Source organism: Pantoea sp. SGAir0180, from assembly GCF_043546245.1.
Map to the genome: position 1 here is coordinate 3,729,445 of NZ_CP028071.1, position 19,909 is coordinate 3,749,353.

The window sequence follows — 19,909 nt, forward strand, 5'->3', positions numbered from 1 at the left end:
TTACTCCTCAGACATTACGCAGCAGCGTCACATAATGGCGCGTAACCGCAATCAGATTGTCGCCTTCCAGCGGAAATTCAATACCGCGAGGGGCTCTCGCCGGTAGCCGATGCAACAGGTCTTGCCAGCCCGGTCCGGCATCGTCGAGCGCAATAGCGCGATAGCTTTTCCCCTGCGGCACCGCTGATTTGACGTGCACGTAACCCACCTGGTCGGTCAGCAGGACTGCGGCCTGCTCCGGGTTTTCGCCTGTCCAGTGCCAGTTCCCCATATCGAAAGTCATGCCAATCGGCAATGCCGCCTCACGGGCAGCGTTAAAAAAGCGCAGCATCGGTTGCAGTTTGCCGTGCACTGTCTGGTCATTTTCCACGGTCAGCGGCACGCCATATTCCGCAATCAGCATGCGCAGTGTTTCGCTGTACAGAGCCCCCGTAAAATTGCCCAGCGCCACCTTTAGTCTCTGCGCGTTTAGTTGACGAGCTTCGGTAAAATAACGCGTCAGCAAAGGGTTCAGCTTGCCGTCCTCACTGAACAAGGTATCGGGTACAGAATAGCTGGCGCGCAGCCGGTGCTGATCAATGGCCAGCGCCAGCGCGGGCAGGTCATCGAAAGTCGTGTCATCGAACAATTCGCGACGGATTTCCACACCGTCCGCACCAGCCTGCTGAATGATCGGTAAGAGCGCCCTTTGTCCGCCCAGCGCAGCAATCTGTTGATGTCCATAAGCCGCCGTGACGACGATAATTTCGGGCTCCATTGCGGACTCCTGAGGGGAAAATCGGTATTAACGTTATAAAAACGTTAAATGGAACCGGTTCCAAAGCAAAGTAGCAAAATGCGGAATTATGATCGTGCTCACGAAGCGAGCACGTAAGTGAAGGGAACAATCTGAAAATTAGCGAAGACGCTGGCTTGATCCCCGGACAATCAGCTCACCCGAGAAAACCTGCTCACAGGGAGGATGATCGTGGCCTTCGATACGCGAAATCAGGCGCTCCAGCGCATGGTAGCCAATCTGCCAGGTGGGCTGTTTAAGCGTGGTAATCCCGACACCTGCCAGCGCCGCCCACTCCAGCTCATCAAACCCCAATAAACCCATGTCGCTTCCCCAGTGCAAATTTAGACGCTGAAGGGAACGGGCCACCTGTAAGGTCAGCGCACCGTTTGCCACCATAACTGCGCAACGCCTGTCTGCATGACGCTGACAGAAGTCACGCAAGACGGCATCCATCACATCGGGCTGATGCAGCGAGACTTCTGCATTTTCATGGAGGATGGCCGGATGCGCAGCCAGACGCTGGCGAAACGCCTGCAGGCGCTCACGACGGGTATTCACGCTGCCTAAGGGTTCACTCAAAAACAGCAGCGCCTCATAACCGTTATCAATTAAGTGATCGGTGGCCGTTTCTGCCGCTTCAGCATTATTCAGGCCCACCACATCACAGGGAAAATCGGGGATTTTTCGGTCAATCAGCACCATCGGCAGCAAAGATTGCTGCAGCCGGCTCAGTACCTTTTCATGCATACCTACCGCGTTAACGACAATGCCTTCAACCTGATAGCTACTCAGCAACTGCAAATAATGCTGTTCAAGATCGACTTCATTGTTGGTGTTACACATAAGCAATGTAAAGCCGCAGGCACGACAGGCCGCTTCAATGCCGCACATAACGTCCACGGAATAGGGATTGGTGATATCGGCAATGATTAACCCGATTAGCCGGGTTCGCCCCCGTTTAAGCCCGCGCGCCATCTGGCTTGGCCGATAGTTAAGATCGCTAATTGCCTGTTCAATGCGCGCTTTTAAGTCGGGAGAAAGCAGATGCTGTTCGCCGTTAAGATAACGCGAGACGCTGGTTTTCCCGGTTTTTGCCGCGCGGGCAACATCGCTAATAGTGGCGCGAGAAGGCCTGATTTTCATAGAATATTCCGCAAATTACGCATGCCGCGAGACTACCACAGGCGTCCGGCATGGCAAACACGTTAGCGCTGTGCGGGCAGTTGCAGACTGGGTTGCCACAAGACCTGTAGCCGGGCCAGCGGTGCGCCGTCCAGTAACTGCATCACCATGGTCGCAAGCTGTTCGCCTCTTTCCTGCTCACTGGCCTGACGAATCGCAATAACCGGAAAATCAATGATGGCGTCAACCGGGAGTCCATCCCAGGCCATCAAAGTGATGGCATCCTTACCCTGCAGTCGTCCTGCCTGCTGAAGCGCCATTAACGCGCCTTCGGCCAGCGTACTGCTATCAGTAATAATGGCCTGAGGTTGTAGTCCTTCAGCCAGCCAGGCGGAGACTTGTTGATACCCTGCGCGGCGCGAGGGAGCAACCGCCGCAGTGGCATAAGGTGGTACGGAATCCAGGGCGTTCAGGTAGCTCTGACGGCGATCGCGAACAAACGTACAGCGTTCGTTTCCCCCGAGAAAGGCGATGCGCTGCATGCCCTGGGTCAGGCAGTGTTTTACCGCCAGCGCGGAACCTGCGGCGTTATCGACATCAAACCAGGCATGATTTTGCTGTGCATCAGTGCGCCCCAGCGAGAGAAAATTAAAGCCCTTCTGCTGTAGGCAGCGCAGGCGTTCGTCCTGCGGCAAGGTGTGCGTGATGATTAGCGCATCGACCACGCGACTGCGTAGCATACGCATCAGTGAACGCTGTCCGTCACAGGGTTTATCCGTCAGCAACAGCAGGTCGATATCATAGTGGGAAAGACGCTGGTCCAGCGCCAGTAATATCTTATTGAAATGGATATCGCTGAGGGGCGGGGCGCTCATCGGGTAGACGACGCCGACCGCGTTAGCGCGTCCGGTTTTTAAACGCCGGGCAGCTACATTAGGACGGTAGCCACGTCGCCGGGCTTCTTCTTCCACGCGCTGACGTGTGTGTTTTGCTACATCCTCATACCCATTCAGGGCGCGACTCACGGTGGTTACTGAGAGCCCCAGGACTGACGCAATGGCTTTAAGTGACATGATGCGTTATCCATTGTTCAATTTGAACCATGCTGGCATAAAGCGTTAACTGGCACTGTGTACAGGCACCAACTGGAAACCTTACCGAGTTTATTGTCTAAAAATTGTCGAATAACTGACAGTAGCATGTCTTTCGCCCCCAGTGACAGGGGGCGAAATGATCAATTTAACGGGCTCAGCGTAATTTCAACCCGGCGGTTTTGGGCTTTGCCTGCTTCAGTACTGTTGGTCGCAATGGGGCTGTCGGGGCCGACACCCTGCGTATGCAGACGGTCAGCCGCCACGCCCTGTACGATCAAGGCGCTGGCCACGCTTTCTGCGCGCTGCTGTGACAGGCGCATATTCAATGCGCGCGAACCCGTACTATCCGTATGCCCCACCACGTTTACGGCCGTTTTCGGATACTCTTTTAGTACCATTGCGACGCCGGTCAGGGTATTGGCACCGGCTGGCTTCAGACTGCTGCTGCTGGAATCGAAGGTCACATTGTTTGGCATATTCAACACAATATTGTCGCCCTGTCGCGTCACACTGACGCCCGTACCCTTCATTTTATCGCGCAGTTTGGCTTCCTGAACATCCATGTAATACCCCACACCGCCGCCTAAGGCTGCGCCGCTGGCGGCACCGATGAGTGCCCCTTTACCCCGATCTTTCTTCGAGGATGAAAGCACGCCCACACCGGCGCCGACTAATGCACCAAGACCTGCCCCCACGCCGGATTTTCCGGCCTGCGACTCGCCGGTATAGGGATTCGTGGTACAACCGGATATCACCAGGCTACCGCTGATTAATAACGAGATGGCAATCAATTTTTTCTGCATTATGTGTCCCTTGGGTTTCTCTAATCGGGGCGCCCCGGCCCCTTACTGGCCCTGATTATGCCGCGTAAAAGTGAGGGAAATCCTGAGACAATGTCTTATTTTGTAAAGGAGCGGTGTTAAATGTTATCAGGATGGCAAAAGCAGTTGGTTTGGTGATCGTTAATCAGGCCGCAGGCTTGCATAAAGGAGTAACAAATTGTCGGACCGATGAATTTGAAACCACGCGTCTTTAATGCTTTAGAGAGTGCTATAGCCTGCGGAGAGGTGGTCGGGCTCTGTTTGTAATCCGCATAGTGGTGAACAATTGGCTGGTTATCGACGAACTGCCAGACGAAATGGGCAAAATCTTCCCCTTCCGCCTCCATCGCCAGCATCGCTCTGGCGTTGGCAATAATCGCCGCAATTTTACCCGGGTGACGGATGATGCCGCTGTTTTGCATAAGTTGGACAACGTCCTGATCGTTCATCAATGCCACCGCCTGCGGATCAAACTGGTGAAAGGCCGCGCGGTAATTCTCGCGCTTTTTCAGCACCGTAATCCAGGATAACCCGGCCTGTTGACCTTCCAGACACAGCATTTCAAACAGCGCCAGTTTATCTCTCTGCGCACGGCCCCACTCATTGTCATGGTAAGCCAGATAGAGGGGATCCTGCGTAACCCAGCCGCATCGTTGCATCATGGTATTCCTTTATAAAGCGCCAGTTTGTTGACCGATGGTAGAGGGAAACCGCCACCATTTGAACCCGCCACATGACAAAATGCGAGGCGGCTTCCATAGTCACCACCACATCCGTAAAGCATTGAAAGCGAAGGCAGCCCCACGCCAGGCGAATACAATGATAACGATAGTCATTTTCAGGTAATTCCATGCGTAACGAAGTCATTCTTATCGGCCGTGAAATCACGGTATTCCTTTTTGCCTCCCTGTTTATCACCTTCATGCTTGTCCCCCTCTATATGGATGTGGTGTGGATGGATAACGCGCTGCACGAAGCCTCTTTTACTGAAACCACACAGGAACTGTTGTTAGTTAGTCTCGCCGGCGCATTTTATATTGCCGCACGACACCGTCCCGACCAGTGCGGTGGATTAACCTTAATAGCCGGTTTTTACAGCTGTATGCTTATCCGCGAGCTGGATTTCTTCTTCGATCTTGTTCGTCACGGCAGTTGGGTGTGGTTTGCACTGGCGACCGCACTGGCGAGTTTCGCCGTCGCCATGCGTACTCCCAGGCAGACGCTCCGTACGCTGGCGAACCTGCTGCACCATAACCGTTGGCCCGTGATGGCGACCGGACTTATGATTGTGCTGGTTTTCTCACGTCTGTTTGGCATGAACACCCTCTGGCAACACCTGATGCCCGATCATTACAACCGCGGGGTAAAAAACATGGCCGAAGAAGGGGTAGAGCTGCTGGGATACAGCCTGTGTTGGCTGGCCGGTCTGCGCTATCTGTGGCAAACCCGGCCGTGAACGCGCAAGTCTCTGTCCGCCCCACGGTTGCATAACAGGCGCTCGCCGGGGAGATCGCCGGCAACGCTTTTTCAGCGATCCCGCGCCTTAAAAAAGGTACAATATGCCCTTCTGCACCGCGACAGGTGATCCGGTGTTGGGTGTAAGTTAACCGCAGGTCTTTTCATGTCAGTCAAAATCTTAACGTCAACGCTAATCGGTCTGGAGGCTTTCCGTCAGGACCCGCAGAGCGCCTTACAGCAGGCTGAAGACGGCATGCTGGCGGTGCTGGATAATTACACGCCAGTGATGTATGCCCTCACTCCCGCGCGTCTTGCACAGTTATTAGCCCTTGAAGCCGCCGCTCAGCAACCCAGTGATGTGGCGCTGGATGACAGTCTGTATGACGATGTTTCTGCTACGCTGCATAAACCCGTCGGCAAGTTTGCCATGTATGACGGCTGGCAGCCTGACGCCGACTTTACCCGCCAGGCAGCAATCTGGGGCGTCGCGCTCAGCGAGCCGGTGACGGCGGCAGAGCTGGCCGCCTTTGTGGCTTACTGGCAGGCCGAAGGCCGCCTTTTTCATCATGTACAGTGGCAACAGAAGCTGGCGCGTAGCCTACAGATGAACCGCGCCGCCAATGGCGGACAGCCGCGTCGCGATATTACGCAGATCAGCAGTACTGACTACGATATTCCCGATGGTTTCCGAGGTGAGTAATGAAAACGCCCAACGATCTGTTTAACCGTCTGAAAAGAATGATGCCAGCAGGAACCCGTCCCAAATTCACTAATGGTGAAGAGTTGCTGGCCTGGAACCAGGAACAGGGGCGGTTGCGTTCAGAAGCGATTGTGCGAGAAAACCGCGCGATGAAAATGCAGCGTATCATGGGGCGTTCTGGAATTCGTGATCTGCATATTAACTGCTCATTCGACAACTACCGCGTCGAGAATGAAGGTCAGCGCAAAGCCCTGGAGCAGGCGCGCCAGTATGCTGCTAATTTTGAAGGAAACATTGCCAGTTTTGTCTTTGCAGGTCGGCCGGGCACAGGGAAAAATCATCTGGCTGCCGCCATCGGTAACGATCTGATTTTGCGTGGCAAGAGCGTGCTTATCGTGACTGTCGCGGATCTGATGTCCAGCATGAAAGGAACGTTCAGCGGCAGCAGTGATATCACCGAAGAGCGACTGATTCAGGATCTGAGCAGCGTGGATTTGCTGGTCATTGATGAGATTGGTATGCAGAGTGAATCGCGCTACGAAAAAGTGATTATTAACCAGATTGTTGACCGCCGCTCGTCATCTAAACGTCCGACGGGGATGCTCACCAATCTCGATCCCACCGGCATGAACGCCCTGTTAGGTGAACGCGTGATGGATCGTATGCGTTTAGGTAACAGCCTGTGGGTGCGCTTCGACTGGGAAAGCTATCGCAGCCGCGTCCGGGGTGACGAATACTGATGTTGCTGCCCGCTGAAGCGGGCGGTAGGGTTACTCCCCAGTTGCATGATCGTGTGGCCTGGCCCCCATTTCTGACGTAATCCCCTTATTCAGAGGACATTGCTATTTGGCAGCCCTCTCTGCCCAATGCTAAGTTTTCATTAGACATCAAACTAATAAGACTTCGTTGGCGGTGGGCGTTCCCTCGCCGCTGTGCACCTCTGGGGTAAGCCGTCATGAGAGCAACTGGCAAAGGGCCTGCATTGATGCGGCTGAATAATCAAAAGCGCGTAATGGCTCAACTGCGTCAGCTGCGCATCACATCGCGCCAGGATCTGGCGCAGGTACTGGCGCTCAGCAAAAATACCGTTTCGCAGATTATTGATGATCTGCTGGAAAACGGTTGGGTTCAGGAACTAGGTAAAGCCAGCGTTTCTTCGGCTGGCCGTCCTAAAATTCACATTACCCTGCGCCCGGAAAAGCTGGTCAGTGCCGGTATCATGGTGGAAAAAAACCTGATTCACTGGCAGATCTGCGATTACTTTTCACAACCGCTTGCCGAACAGACAATACGGACGGACACCAGTAAACCTGGCCCGATCCTGGCTGAAATCGGCGCCTTGTGCGAAAAACTGATGGAAGCCTGGCCAGGGCTGCTGGGAATTGGGCTGGGGTTTCCCGGTGTCGTCGATTCACGGCGAGGCTGGATGCATTTATCGACCCACCTGGGCTGGCAGAATGTTGACCTGGCCAGTGATCTGCGCAAACAGATCGCCTTGCCGATTCGGATTATGAATAACGTCAGGGCCGCTGCGCTGCTGTCTGTGCAACAGCTCAATCTGCCCGCCGAAAGCGGGCATTTTTATTTGCGCATTGCGGAAGGCATTGGCGGCGCGCTGGTGCAGCATGGCGTGGTTTTCACCGGCAACAGCTGGACCGCTGGTGAAGCAGGACATCTTACCGTCCAGCCAAATGGCCCTCGCTGTAGCTGTAATCGACAGGGTTGTCTGGAGGCGATGATCAGCAAACCTGCCATTAACCAACAGCTTGCCCAGCGTCAGCCGGGATTAACCTGGCACAGTCGTGACAGCGCACCGAATGTCGTAAATGAAGTGATGCAGCTGGCAGGCAACTATCTGGGCATCGCGCTCAGCCAAATCATGTTATTACTGAATCCTGCCACGATCATCATTGACTGTCCCTGGAGCATCAGCCCGACCTTTTGCCAGGCCGTGCTCAATCAGACGCAGGCCAACAAACTGGCGTTTATTGCGGCCCATACGCAGGTACATTTTCTGCAATCGCATCTGGCCCCGGCAACCGGGCTGGCGCTGGCCATTATCGAACAGATGGAGCAGCGTCTCGAGTAACAGGCCACTGAGCGTTGCCCGGTGGCTTAGCGCTGGCGAAAATCGGGAATAACCAGATCGCCACGCATTACTGAGGAATGTAACACGCTCTGCGTCTGTTGATTCAGTGCCTTCACAATACGCGCGGCCATGGCATCCATTGAATATGAGATAGCCGGAATCGTCGGGATACCGGGCAGATCCAGCGTGCCGGCCAGACTAAAGACCATAATGTCTTTTGGCACCTGCTTATTGAACGCCTGCAACTGAGGAATCACTTTTTGTGCCTGCTGTTCATCGGCCACCAGCAATGCATTGAAATTGAGCGTGGAGGCATTGTTCAGAAGTTCCTGCAACGCCACTGAAGAAGATGGCGTGTCCATAAAGACCAGATTACGGTTAAAAGGCAGGAAATTTTTTTCCAGGGCATGTTTATAGCCCAGCAGAACCTGATCGGCAAAGCCCATGCCCTCGGGATGAATCAGAGCAATTTGACGACGATTTTGACTGATAAGATAGTTACAGGCCGTTTCCGCTGCAAAAGCATGATCACGCTGGATACTGTTCACTTCTTCGCCGGATTCCAGACAATCCACCAGCATCACGTTTGGCTGACGCAGGTTTAACGGAAAGCGCGCGCCGATAATTAAGACGTCATCACATAACCCACAGGTCAACTCACTGAGGCAGGTCATCACGTCCGCTTTCGTGTTGGCGAAACGAAGTAACAGGTGTTTTTGATGCTGACTGAAATGTTTCTCCAGCGCATAAAGGTAACCCGTCGTCTGATTGATATTTTCCTGCGCACAAATAACACCGATACAGCCCGTAGACTGACTCAGTAGTGACTGGGCGATGACATTTGGACGATAATTCAGTTCATCCACCGCTTTTAACACCGCAGCCCGACTGGCCTCTTTCACCCCACGTGACCCACTCAACACGCGCGATACGGTGGCTTTTGACACGCCAGCCAGTCGCGATACATCGTTGATAGTAGACATCATTTTCCCCTAACAGAACCAAACGGCTCCCTGAAAACTGACCGAAACGGCGGCTTAATTTTTCGCCACAGGCAGTATAGCGTTTTCATTTTTTCATGGAAACCGATTTTCCGTTTCTACTCAATAATGATTTTTACCGCTTAATTTAGTGATCTGAATCGTAATTAAACACCCGTTATCAGCCAGAGCATGATGCCTGTCACACTTCCTTTTGCGACAAATGGAAACCGGTTTCCATATCGTATCAAATCATCTCCGTAACAAGTTTTACACGTAAAGGAGCGTTCTCATGATCAGGATTATGTTGTGCTGTTCGGCAGGTATGTCCACCAGCATGCTGGTGCGCAAAATGGTAGAGGTGGCGGATCAGCGTGGCCTCGCTGTGCAGATTGATGCCTGGGGCATTGCCGAGTTTGATACGCAGTTTCCAACGTATCAGGTTGTGCTACTCGGCCCGCAAGTGAAGTACATGTTAAACACGCTTTCAGAAAAAGCTGCCACCCACGGTATTCCTGTCCGGGCTATTGATATGACGGACTACGGTATGCAACGCGGTGACAACGTGCTGGATTACGCTCTGTCGCTTATTGAAGCGACACACTAAAAGGTGTCATTTATGGGTTCGTTATATCAGTCAATGGTGACGGTGATTGAACAGGCTATTACGCCCCTCGCCGGAAAATTGGGTCAGCAAAAGTACGTTATCGCTATTCGTGATGGTTTTACGGCGGCCCTGCCGTTTATGATTATTGGCTCGTTCATGCTGGTGTTTATTTTCCCGCCCTTTTCAGCGGATACCACCAACAGCTTTGCCCGGGCCTGGCTCGACTTTTCGGTCACTTATCGCCAGCAACTGATGCTGCCGTTTAATCTCAGCATGGGCGTCATGACCTTCTTTATCTCAGTCGGCATCGGTGCCAGTCTGGGCCGACAGTTCGACCTTGATCCCATCATGTCAGGTTTACTGGCTTTTATGGCCTTTTTACTGGTGGCAGCGCCCTATGCTGATGAAAAGATCTCTACGCAGTACCTGTCCGGTCAGGGAATTTTTACGGCCCTGATTACCGCGATTTATGCCACCCGTGTTTATGCCTGGCTCAAACAGCATAACGTCACGATTCGCCTGCCCAAAGAAGTCCCCACTGGCGTCGCCCGTTCTTTTGAGATTTTAATTCCGGTATTGGTGATCATTGGCACCCTGCATCCGCTTAATCTGTTTATTGAAGCCAAAACGGGCATGATTATTCCTCAGGCGATTATGCATCTGCTGGAACCGCTGGTATCCGCCTCGGATTCCCTGCCAGCCATCTTGCTGTCGGTGCTGCTGTGCCAGATTTTTTGGTTCGCCGGTATTCATGGCGCACTCATCGTCACTGGCATCATGAATCCCTTCTGGATGGCTAATCTCTCCGCCAATCAGGCCGCTCTGGCAGCCGGTGCGGCGCTGCCCCATGTCTATCTGCAGGGCTTTTGGGATCACTATCTGCTTATCGGCGGCGTCGGTTCCACTTTGCCGCTGGCCTTTTTACTGCTGCGCAGCCGGGTGCTGCATCTGCGTACCATCGGCAAAATGGGCGTGGTTCCCAGCTTCTTTAATATCAATGAGCCGATCTTATTTGGTGCGCCCATCATCATGAATCCCCTGCTGTTTATTCCCTTCGTCTGCGTCCCGATGATTAATGCCGTTCTGGCCTATACCGCCACAAAACTGGGCTGGGTTGCGCAGGTCGTTTCGCTGACGCCCTGGACGACGCCCGCTCCGATTGGTGCTTCCTGGGCGGCCAACTGGGCGCTTAGTCCACTGGTCATGTGCCTGATCTGCATGGTGATGTCGGCACTGATGTACTTACCTTTTCTGCGCGCTTACGAACGCAGCCTGATCAAAGCAGAAGAGAAAAAAATTCAGGATACCGTGCCCGCAGGCAATACCGTGCACGGTCATCCCCAGGCTTAAGGAGTCAGTCACATGCACTACCGTTTTCCCGACAATTTCTGGTGGGGCAGCGCCAGTTCGGCGTTGCAAACCGAAGGCTGTAGCCTTCAGGGCGGTAAAAGCGCCACCACCTGGGATCACTGGTTCGCACACCAGCCGCATCGTTTCCATCACGGTATTGGTCCGGCCGATACCTCCGGCTTTTATCAACACTGGCGGCAGGATATCGCGCTGCTAAAAGCGTTAAAGCACAACAGCTTTCGCACCTCGCTGAGCTGGGCGCGGCTCATGCCGGACGGAGCGGATGAGATCAATCCCGAGGCCGTCGATTTCTATCACCGGGTCATTGATGAATTACTGGCGCAGGGGATTACGCCGTTTATCACGCTGTTTCATTTCGATATGCCGCTGGCCCTGCAGGAGAAAGGGGGCTGGGAAAACCGCGAAGTGGTACAGGCGTTTGGCCGCTACGCGCAGCGCTGTTTCGCGCTGTTCGGTCACAAAGTGAAGCACTGGTTTACTTTTAATGAGCCCATTGTGCCGGTTGAAGGCGGCTATCTGTATGATTTTCATTATCCCAACGTGGTGGATTTTAAACGCGCCGCTACCGTGGCCTTTCATACCGTACTGGCACATTCCCTGGCGGTACGAGCCTGGCGTAACGGCGGCTATGATGGCGAAATAGGCGTGGTACTGAATCTCACACCGTCCTATCCGCGCTCAACGAATCCGGCAGATGTCAACGCAGCACAGCATGCCGACCTGCTGTTTAACCGCAGCTTTCTCGATCCGGTTCTCAAGGGCGAATATCCGTCTGCGCTGCTGGACTTATTAAAACAGCATGACCAGTTGCCACACTGCCTGCCTGGCGACAGCGCCTTGCTTGCCGACGGCATCATCGACCTGCTGGGTGTCAATTATTATCAACCGCGCCGGGTGAAGTGCCGGGACAGCGCCGTCAACCCTGACGCACCGTTTATGCCGGAGGCATTATTCGATCATTACGACATGCCTGGCCGACAAATGAACCCATACCGCGGATGGGAAATCTATGCGCCGGGTATTTACGATATTCTGATCAACCTGCGCGATAATTACGGCAACCCTCGCTGCTTTATTTCTGAAAATGGAATGGGCGTCGAAAATGAACAGCGTTTTATTCAAGACGGTAAAGTTCAGGATGATTACCGTATCGAATTTGTTTCCGAACATCTTAAATGGCTGCATAAAGGCATTCGCGAGGGCTGTCATTGTCTGGGTTATCATATGTGGACCTTTATCGACAACTGGTCCTGGCTGAATGGCTATAAAAATCGCTATGGCTTAGTGCAGCTCGATCTGGAAACACAACAACGTACGATAAAAAAGAGCGGAAACTGGTTTGCTAACGTTGCCGAAAATAACGGTTTTGACTGAGAGCGATAATAATGATTGAACTTGAAGACGCTGTAATGACGATTATCGTCAATTCAGGACACGCCCGCAGTTTGTGCTTTGAAGCCCTGCAGGCGGCGCGGCAAGGCCAGTTTGAGGTGGCCCATGCGCGCCTCAAAGAGGCCGACGACTATTCCCGCAAGGCCCATCAGATGCAAACCCGGTTAATTGAACAGGATGCTGGCGAGGCCCGACAGCCGATGACATTAATTATGGTCCATGCTCAGGATCATTTAATGACGTCGCTATTGGCCCGTGAATTATCAGAAGAAATAATTCATCTCTATCAACGGTAATTTGATCGCTTAATACAGGAGAACGCCTGACAAAAAACATCCCTCTGGAAAGAAAACATACTCTACAAATCAACTTGTTTTGGTGACAGTCAATAAGCCGAAACGGGCGGGTTATTATCTGAAAACAACAGCACGCGTCTTTCGGGTTAATTCGTGTTAACCCGAAGGATGAGGTGTAAACGAGATAACCATGAACATGATAAAAACATTTTCACTTCCTCTGGCGGTGAGCGCCGCGCTGTGCCCGATTGCCGGCCTCGCACAGGAATTCACGCAGGAACAAATCGACGCTATCGTCGCCAAAGCCGTCGATAAAGCTTTAGCAGAGCGTCAGGCTAAGATGGATGCCGCCGTCGCGAAAAAAACGGATGTGATAACAGAACCGCAGAGTCCTGCACAGTCACCGGATATGGCCATTCCTTTTGGCGTGAAGTTTAGCGGCTACGCCCGTTATGGCGCGCATTACCAAAGTGGTGACCAAAAGTATGTCAATGTTGATGGCTCTTACAATGGCGCCTCCGGTATTGGTCGCCTGGGGAACGAAGGTAACGGCGGCGAATTCCAGCTCTCTAAAGCGTTTAAAAGCACGAACGGTGCCATCTGGGACGTGAACGTGATGATCGATCACTGGGGCGATGAAGTGAACCTGAAAAAAGCTTACGCTGGCGTGACCAATGTGCTGGCCTCGAATCCTAATGCCTATCTTTGGGCCGGACGGGACTTTCATCAGCGCCCGCAACAGAACATCAATGACTATTTCTGGATGAATCACGATGGTCAGGGCGCGGGCGTAAAAGACTTTGACGTAGGCGGGATAAAATTTGACCTTGCTGCCGTCGCGGCGGTGGAATCCTGTAATCCTGAAGTGCTTAGCGATGAATCCAATCCGTCACGCATTACCTGTACGGGCGGATCGGGCACCGGCGATAAAGGAAACTATGCCGCCACATCTAAAATCCACGGCATGAAACTGGGGCCGCTGGATCTGGAGATGTATGCCAATTACGGTTTCGACTCTAAGGCCGTGGAAAGCGAGGATCGCCTCAACGCCTGGCAGGGTGCGTTTGTCGTAAGCCACACCACCGATCATGGCGTCAATAAAGTGATTGCACGCTACTCAGACAATGCGGATAACAGCGTTTACAGCAAAACCCATGGCCTCAGCACGCTTTACACCAGCTTTGAAGGTAAGCACCTGTTTACTCAGCAGGCGCAGGTGGAGTATCTGCTGGCCTATCACGATTATGACAACAGTCGACTGAAAAGCGACAACCGGAAAAACTACGCTGCCATTGTGCGCCCGATGTATTTCTGGAATGACGTGCACTCCACCTGGCTCGAAGCCGGTTATCAACGGGTCAACTATGATGCAGGCGGTAGCAACAACGGCTGGAAGCTGACGCTGTCGCAAAATATCGCTATCGCGATGGGCCCGGAGTTCCGTCCCATGCTGCGCTTCTATGTGACGGGCGGCAAGGTCGATGATGCGCGCACCGCACGCGTGAATGGCCGGGAAAACGATATTCTGGACGACTTCAATCTGGGTGCGATGTGGGAAGCCTGGTTTTAAGACGAAACACGGGTCGTCTACGGCCAGTGTGAGGCGGTGTTCGGATTTACCTGCAACGATAAGCAACCCTCGCCCCTCGGGCATTTCTGCCGTATGCCCGATTGGGTGGTAAGCTGTACGAAGGGCGCGCTACACCGCCTTGCCGTGTCAACGCGACATTCACCTCAGCGACCTGATAAGGAAAAGCACCATGTCGGCAATCGGTAATACATTTCATCACATCGGTATTGTGGTTCAGGATATTGAAGCCAGTGAAGCCTGGTATAGCCAAATGCTGGGATTTACGCGTCTGTATGATTATGGCTGGCCGGGCGTACAGGTTGTTTTTATTGCGCGGGGCAATGTGAAACTGGAGCTGTTTCAACATGCGCAGGCTACCCCGATGGATCCACAGCGGCAACGCGCAGAAACCAATCTGAAAATCGGCGGTATCAACCATTTCGCGCTTCAGGTCGACGATCTCGATGAGGCGGTTGCGGAACTGCAGGCAAAAGGTGTCGAGCTCGTTTCCCCGCCCCGTGCCGAACCCAACGGCGATGGCGATCGTTTCGCTTTCATTCATGATAACGAGAAGATGCTCGTCGAGCTTTTTCAGCCCGGCCGCTAACCCGCCTCCTGTCTGGAATGATTTCACTCGCGACGGGGCGAACGCGCGCGTCGCCTGATAGAACCTGACAAAGGCTTTACGCTACCCCTTTTCCTTTAAATACCCATATGAACCCTGTCACAAAACGCGCATTCGGTTTTTCGACCGGGATAAGCGCGCCCTCGACCGGCAAACTTGTTAAAGCCTTGTTGCACATAGCCCAATGTAATTGTTAACGGCCATTAATGCGCATAGCGCATCAGTCGATGAGTTTATTGCGCTTATTTACTTTATTTTCCTGATCCAGTCTTCAGCAACAGGCGCAGCAAAAAGCGTCAATGATAAACTGGAGATACCGATGCATTCCTCGACTTCACCTATGACCACTCGCGCCAGAATCGGCGCCATCTTGCGCGTTACCTCGGGCAACTTTCTGGAACAGTTTGACTTCTTTCTGTTTGGTTTTTATGCCACCTATATCGCGCATACTTTCTTTCCGGCGAGCAGTGAGTTCGCCTCACTGATGATGACCTTTGCCGTCTTCGGCGCAGGTTTCCTGATGCGCCCGATCGGCGCCGTGGTGCTGGGCGCTTATATTGATAAAGTCGGCAGACGCAAAGGATTGATCGTAACCCTGTCCATTATGGCTACGGGCACCTTTCTGATCGTATTAATCCCGTCTTATCAGAGCATTGGCCTTTGGGCCCCGATGCTGGTGCTTATCGGTCGCCTGTTGCAGGGCTTCTCTGCCGGTGCCGAACTGGGCGGCGTGTCGGTTTACCTGGCCGAAATCGCTACGCCAGGCCGTAAAGGCTTCTATACCAGTTGGCAGTCGGGCAGCCAGCAGGTCGCCATTATGGTTGCCGCTGCCATGGGCTTTGCCCTGAATGCCGCCCTGGAAGAGAGCGCGATTCGTGAATGGGGCTGGCGTATTCCGTTCCTGTTTGGCTGCCTGATTGTGCCTTTCATTTTCTTTCTGCGTCGTAAGCTGGAAGAAACGCAGGAATTTAATGCTCGCCGTAAGCATCTGGCGATGCGCGAGGTCTTTAAAACCCTGTTAGCTAACTGGCAGGTGGTGGTTGCGGGCATGTTGATGGTGGCGATGACCACAACAGCGTTCTATCTGATTACCGTTTATGCCCCCACCTTCGGCAAGAAGGTGCTGATGCTCAGTGCGTCTGACAGCCTGCTGGTTACGCTGCTGGTGGCCATTTCCAATTTCCTCTGGCTGCCGGTCGGGGGTGCCCTGTCGGACCGCTTTGGACGTAAGCCGGTTCTGATTGCCATGACGTTGCTGGCCCTGGCAACGGCTTATCCGGCCCTGACGCTGCTGGCCGAAGCACCGAGTTTTACGATGATGCTGACCGTACTGCTGTGGCTGTCATTTATCTACGGCCTGTATAACGGTGCGATGATTCCTGCCCTGACCGAGATTATGCCAACCGAAGTTCGGGTGGCGGGCTTTTCACTCGCTTACAGCCTCGCAACGGCTGTCTTTGGCGGATTTACCCCGGTGATTTCAACCGCATTGATAGAGTATACCGGCGATAAAGCGTCACCCGGTTACTGGATGAGCTTTGCTGCCGTCTGTGCCCTACTGGCGACGCTGTATCTTTACCGCCGCAGCGCTGTCAATTTACAACCCGCCGTTAAACATTAAGTCAGGGACTCCATTATGAAACGACTATACCGATCACTCCTTGCCACCCTCGTGCTTTCAACCGTCAGCACGACGGTACTGGCAAAGGACGTGACCGTGATGATCTCTGGTGGCTTTAAAGCCGCCCTGGAGAAACTCACGCCTCAGTTTGAAGCCCAAAGCGGTGACAAAATTATCCTGGTATCCGGCCCTTCAATGGGTAAAACCCCGCAGGCAATCCCTAACCGCCTGGCACGTGGTGAAAAGGCCGATGCGGTCATTATGGTGGGCAATGCGCTGACTCAGCTGGAAAAAGACAAGTGGATAAAACCCGGCTCACGCGTGGAGCTGGCTGACTCGCCGATTGGTATTGTCGTGAAGCAAGGCGACGCTAAGCCCGCAATTAAGACGGATGACGAATTACGTCAAACCTTACTGAGCGCGAAGTCTATTGCGTATTCCGATAGCGCCAGCGGTCAGTATGTCAGCAGCGAGTTGTTTAAGAAGTTAGGCATTGAAGACAAAGTCAAAGCACATCAGGTCGAACGTATTCCTGTCGCCTCGGAAGTGGCAAAAGGCCACTATGCACTGGGACTACAGCAGGTCAGCGAACTGCTGCCCGTCAAGGGCGTGACTTTTGTTGGCGAGTTGCCTGACGATGTCCAGTACATTACCCGCTTTGCGGGCGCTGTCCCGGCGAAAGCCACGCATCCGGAAGCAGGTAAAGCGCTACTTGATTTCCTGGCCTCAGCCCAGGCGCAGGCGGTCGTTCACGCAACCGGTATGCACTCGGTGAAAACGCAGCAGCCTGTTACGCAGCGTGATACTGTTCAGTAATGAGCTTTTCCAGTTCTGCTGCAATATACGACTGAATACGTCCGCTGCGTCTGAGCAGCCCTACAGTACGTTTCACCACCGGATCGGTGAGGGGTAACTGCACCAGCACCGAATGACCGGATGACGGCATTGACATGGCGGGCACGGCAGCAATGCCGATTCCCGCTTCAACCATACCGAGCATCGTGGTCACATGTCGGGTCTCACAGATACTGGGACGCGCCGGAACAACATGACCCAGGGCAGAATCCAGCAGGTTGCGATTACCCGACGTCTTATCCAGCCCCACATAATCCTGCTGATAAAATTCCTGCCATGTCAGCCCTTTACGGCTGGCAAGCGGATGGTCGTGTCGGCAGGCGACAACATACACATCCTCAACCAGGGGTAAAAATTCGGTGCCAGGTGGTGGATTGCCGGAGAAGCAAATGCCAAAATCTGCCTGACCACTGGTTACCGCCTCGATCACGTTGCCTGCGCTGCTATCAATGATTTTGACGCGTACGCGAGGATAGCGGGCCTGAAAGCGGCGAATGACATCCGGCATAAAATAGTAGGCCGCAGAGGGCACCGTCGCCACCGTCACCAGTCCGGTCCGATCCTGGCTGACTTTACTGATATCGGCCATAACCTCTTCAAAATTAGCGAGCAGCTGCTCCGAACGTGCGGCAAATGTCTGACCATAAAGCGTAAGCGTAACCCGGCGCGTGGTTCTGTCGAACAGCTTAATCCCCAGTGCCGTTTCCAGCTTTTCAATCCTGCGGCTCAGGGCCGACTGGGACAGGCAAATGGACTCCGCTGCAATGCGGAAATTGCCATATTCGACCAGGGCGCGAAACGCGTACAGATCGTTAAGATCGAAATTAACCGGCATGGCGACAGACATTCCCGTGATGTTGAAAAGGCTGGAACCATAGTGCCTTATCGCTTAACAGCAAACAAAGTGAAATATGCGCGAAACGGCGGGTGTTAAGCGGGGAAACCGGTCACCCGTAAAGGCAGGCGACCGGAAAAAATACTCAGACAGGATGTGGCGTGGATGAACGGGAAACGTTTCTGACCGCTTCCTCGACGCGCTCAGAATTGCTCTGAATACTGGCGATTACCTCACCCGCCTGACGCATAAGATTGACTCCACGCGCCGTGTTTTTCAGGTTATTTTCGATGTCTTCCAGCACCTTTTTCGCCAGCTGATTATTACTGGACACCACGCGTCCTATTTCTTCTGTCGCTTCGTTAATACGTGCCGCCAGCGTGCGTACCTCGGCGGCTACGATGGCAAAACTGCGCCCCGACGTGCCAGCGCGGGCAGCCTCAATGGCTGCATTCAGCGCAATAAAGCGCGTCTGCTCGGCGATATTGCGAATGGAATGCACCATATCGGCAATCCGGTCAGACTGGCCGTTCAGGCCAAAGACATCCGCCGAAACGCTGTTCATCTCATTGGCGATTTCCGCCATCGTTCTGACGCTGTCTTCGATGACATCGGCACCCGTTACCGAGCTTTCACGTGTCTGTTGCGCCATCTTCCATGCGTGCTGAGCGGCTTCGTTTTCCTGCTGGTTTTGCAACACCTGCTCCGTCACATCCGTCGCGAATTTCACGATCTTATATAACCGGCCTTCGGTATCAAAAACCGGGTTATAGGTTGCACGCAGCCAGATGGTTTTACCCTGGCGGTTAAGGCGCGGATACTGGCCGGAAAAAAATTCGCCCTGGTTCAGGCGTTGCCAGAACTGCTGATATTCCTGGCTGTTACGCAGTTCCTCAGAGCAAAACATACGGTGATGCCGCCCGAGGATCTCATCAGCTTTGTAGCCGGTCGCTTTCAGGAAGTTTTCATTCACCTCCAGTACTTCCCCGGCCTTATTAAATGCAATGACGGCCATTGAGCGGCTGATCGCCTGTACCATGGCATCCTGCTGCTGCGCTTCGCTGATACGCTCGGAAATATCAGCCGCCAGCTTGATGACCTTAATGACCCGACCCTGCCGATCTTTTACTGGCACATAGCTGGCTTCCAGCCAGACGGGATGATTATCTTTGCCTAAACGCAGGTATTTACCGCTGAAGCTCTTGCCGCTGGCCAGCCGTAGCCAGAACTGGCGATACTCGGCTGAGTTGACCAGCGAGGGCGAGCAAAACATGCTGTGATGACGACCCACGATTTCTTTTATCTCATAGCCCATCTTGTTGAGAAAAAGATCATTTGCCCGAAGGATCGTGCCTTCTGGCGTAAACTCGATGATCGGAATGGCATCATTCAGTGCTTTGAGCGAATCGGCGGCGTGTTTATGCTGGTGTTTTGAGAAAAGGGAAAATAATTTTTTTAGAATTGTCATTTTTATACTGCCATGTTGAGTGGTCTGGAGAGTTTATCGGCAGAAGAAAGAGCAGGCTTGAGACAATGGAGAATAAACAGGCAACAGATTGTGACCGGGCTAATAACGTTAATTAAAGGATGAATACAGCGCCCTTTATTTTTGGCCGCGTTAAAACGTAATGACTGACATTAAGTGAAAATTATTTGCACACCAGGTTTACGTCACTGTCGACATAAACCGTCCTT

20 protein-coding genes are annotated in these 19,909 nt (G+C 53.2%); 12 read left to right on the forward strand and 8 right to left on the reverse strand.

The features are described from left to right. Positions 1-7: 7 nt before the first annotated feature. From C1N58_RS17465 to C1N58_RS17485, 5 genes are all read right to left on the reverse strand, one after another. Complete coding sequence (locus tag C1N58_RS17465; RefSeq protein ID WP_394564370.1) at positions 8-757, reverse strand: sugar phosphate isomerase/epimerase family protein; 750 nt, start codon at positions 755-757, stop codon at positions 8-10. A gap of 138 nt (positions 758-895) precedes the next feature. Beyond that, positions 896-1,921: a LacI family DNA-binding transcriptional regulator gene (locus tag C1N58_RS17470; protein WP_394564371.1), complete on the reverse strand. Its 1,026-nt coding sequence runs from the start codon at positions 1,919-1,921 to the stop codon at positions 896-898. Between the two features lie 62 nt (positions 1,922-1,983). After that, positions 1,984-2,973 (reverse strand): LacI family DNA-binding transcriptional regulator, encoded by a 990-nt coding sequence (locus C1N58_RS17475; RefSeq protein ID WP_394564372.1) that lies wholly within the window; start codon positions 2,971-2,973, stop codon positions 1,984-1,986. A gap of 161 nt (positions 2,974-3,134) precedes the next feature. Then, positions 3,135-3,797 (reverse strand): OmpA family lipoprotein, encoded by a 663-nt coding sequence (locus tag C1N58_RS17480; protein WP_006121355.1) that lies wholly within the window; start codon positions 3,795-3,797, stop codon positions 3,135-3,137. Between the two features lie 116 nt (positions 3,798-3,913). Then, positions 3,914-4,474, reverse strand: a complete 561-nt coding sequence (locus C1N58_RS17485) for a DNA-3-methyladenine glycosylase I (protein WP_033737277.1) — start codon at positions 4,472-4,474, stop codon at positions 3,914-3,916. A gap of 191 nt (positions 4,475-4,665) precedes the next feature. On the opposite strand from C1N58_RS17485, the gene C1N58_RS17490 reads away from it, so the two are divergent. The 4 genes from C1N58_RS17490 to C1N58_RS17505 all read left to right on the forward strand — a co-directional run bounded on the left by C1N58_RS17490 (position 4,666) and on the right by C1N58_RS17505 (position 8,062). Then, positions 4,666-5,271 (forward strand): hypothetical protein, encoded by a 606-nt coding sequence (locus C1N58_RS17490; protein WP_277283602.1) that lies wholly within the window; start codon positions 4,666-4,668, stop codon positions 5,269-5,271. Between the two features lie 165 nt (positions 5,272-5,436). Further along, complete coding sequence (dnaT, locus tag C1N58_RS17495; RefSeq protein WP_006121358.1) at positions 5,437-5,973, forward strand: primosomal protein DnaT; 537 nt, start codon at positions 5,437-5,439, stop codon at positions 5,971-5,973. Continuing rightward, on the forward strand, positions 5,973-6,713 hold the full coding sequence (gene dnaC / locus C1N58_RS17500; protein ID WP_006121359.1) for a DNA replication protein DnaC: 741 nt from the start codon (positions 5,973-5,975) through the stop codon (positions 6,711-6,713). Before dnaT ends, dnaC begins: the two co-directional genes overlap by 1 nt. A 215-nt stretch (positions 6,714-6,928) precedes the next feature. Beyond that, entirely contained in the window at positions 6,929-8,062 is a 1,134-nt protein-coding gene (locus C1N58_RS17505) for an ROK family transcriptional regulator (RefSeq protein WP_058708572.1), read from the forward strand. A 26-nt stretch (positions 8,063-8,088) separates the two neighbouring features. Here the strand turns inward: C1N58_RS17505 and C1N58_RS17510 are convergent, their stop codons facing one another. Next, entirely contained in the window at positions 8,089-9,045 is a 957-nt protein-coding gene (locus C1N58_RS17510; protein ID WP_054688619.1) for a LacI family DNA-binding transcriptional regulator, read from the reverse strand. 289 nt (positions 9,046-9,334) lie between these two features. Here C1N58_RS17510 and C1N58_RS17515 point away from each other — a divergent pair, with 289 nt between their 5' ends. From C1N58_RS17515 to C1N58_RS17550, 8 genes are all read left to right on the forward strand, one after another. Next, positions 9,335-9,649, forward strand: coding sequence for a PTS sugar transporter subunit IIB (locus tag C1N58_RS17515; RefSeq protein WP_033737272.1), 315 nt, complete (start codon positions 9,335-9,337; stop codon positions 9,647-9,649). A gap of 12 nt (positions 9,650-9,661) precedes the next feature. Next, positions 9,662-10,999, forward strand: coding sequence for a PTS sugar transporter subunit IIC (locus C1N58_RS17520; protein ID WP_394564373.1), 1,338 nt, complete (start codon positions 9,662-9,664; stop codon positions 10,997-10,999). A gap of 12 nt (positions 11,000-11,011) precedes the next feature. After that, positions 11,012-12,394 carry a glycoside hydrolase family 1 protein gene (locus C1N58_RS17525; protein WP_205950907.1) on the forward strand — a complete coding sequence of 461 codons (1,383 nt, stop codon included), beginning with the start codon at positions 11,012-11,014 and terminating at the stop codon, positions 12,392-12,394. Positions 12,395-12,405: 11 nt separating this feature from the next. Further along, positions 12,406-12,708 (forward strand): PTS lactose/cellobiose transporter subunit IIA, encoded by a 303-nt coding sequence (locus C1N58_RS17530; protein WP_394564374.1) that lies wholly within the window; start codon positions 12,406-12,408, stop codon positions 12,706-12,708. A 190-nt stretch (positions 12,709-12,898) separates the two neighbouring features. After that, on the forward strand, positions 12,899-14,278 hold the full coding sequence (locus C1N58_RS17535) for a carbohydrate porin (protein ID WP_394550145.1): 1,380 nt from the start codon (positions 12,899-12,901) through the stop codon (positions 14,276-14,278). Positions 14,279-14,468: 190 nt separating this feature from the next. Further along, on the forward strand, positions 14,469-14,885 hold the full coding sequence (locus tag C1N58_RS17540) for a VOC family protein (RefSeq protein ID WP_394564375.1): 417 nt from the start codon (positions 14,469-14,471) through the stop codon (positions 14,883-14,885). Positions 14,886-15,222: 337 nt separating this feature from the next. Continuing rightward, positions 15,223-16,524: an MFS transporter gene (locus C1N58_RS17545; protein WP_033737399.1), complete on the forward strand. Its 1,302-nt coding sequence runs from the start codon at positions 15,223-15,225 to the stop codon at positions 16,522-16,524. Positions 16,525-16,539: 15 nt separating this feature from the next. Then, positions 16,540-17,340, forward strand: coding sequence for a substrate-binding domain-containing protein (locus C1N58_RS17550; protein ID WP_394564376.1), 801 nt, complete (start codon positions 16,540-16,542; stop codon positions 17,338-17,340). Here the strand turns inward: C1N58_RS17550 and C1N58_RS17555 are convergent. Then, positions 17,315-18,214 (reverse strand): LysR family transcriptional regulator, encoded by a 900-nt coding sequence (locus tag C1N58_RS17555; protein WP_033737398.1) that lies wholly within the window; start codon positions 18,212-18,214, stop codon positions 17,315-17,317. The two genes, C1N58_RS17550 and C1N58_RS17555, sit on opposite strands and share 26 nt — an antisense overlap. Positions 18,215-18,359: 145 nt before the next feature. Then, positions 18,360-19,682 carry a methyl-accepting chemotaxis protein gene (locus C1N58_RS17560; protein ID WP_033737258.1) on the reverse strand — a complete coding sequence of 441 codons (1,323 nt, stop codon included), beginning with the start codon at positions 19,680-19,682 and terminating at the stop codon, positions 18,360-18,362. Between the last annotated feature and the right edge of the window lie 227 nt (positions 19,683-19,909).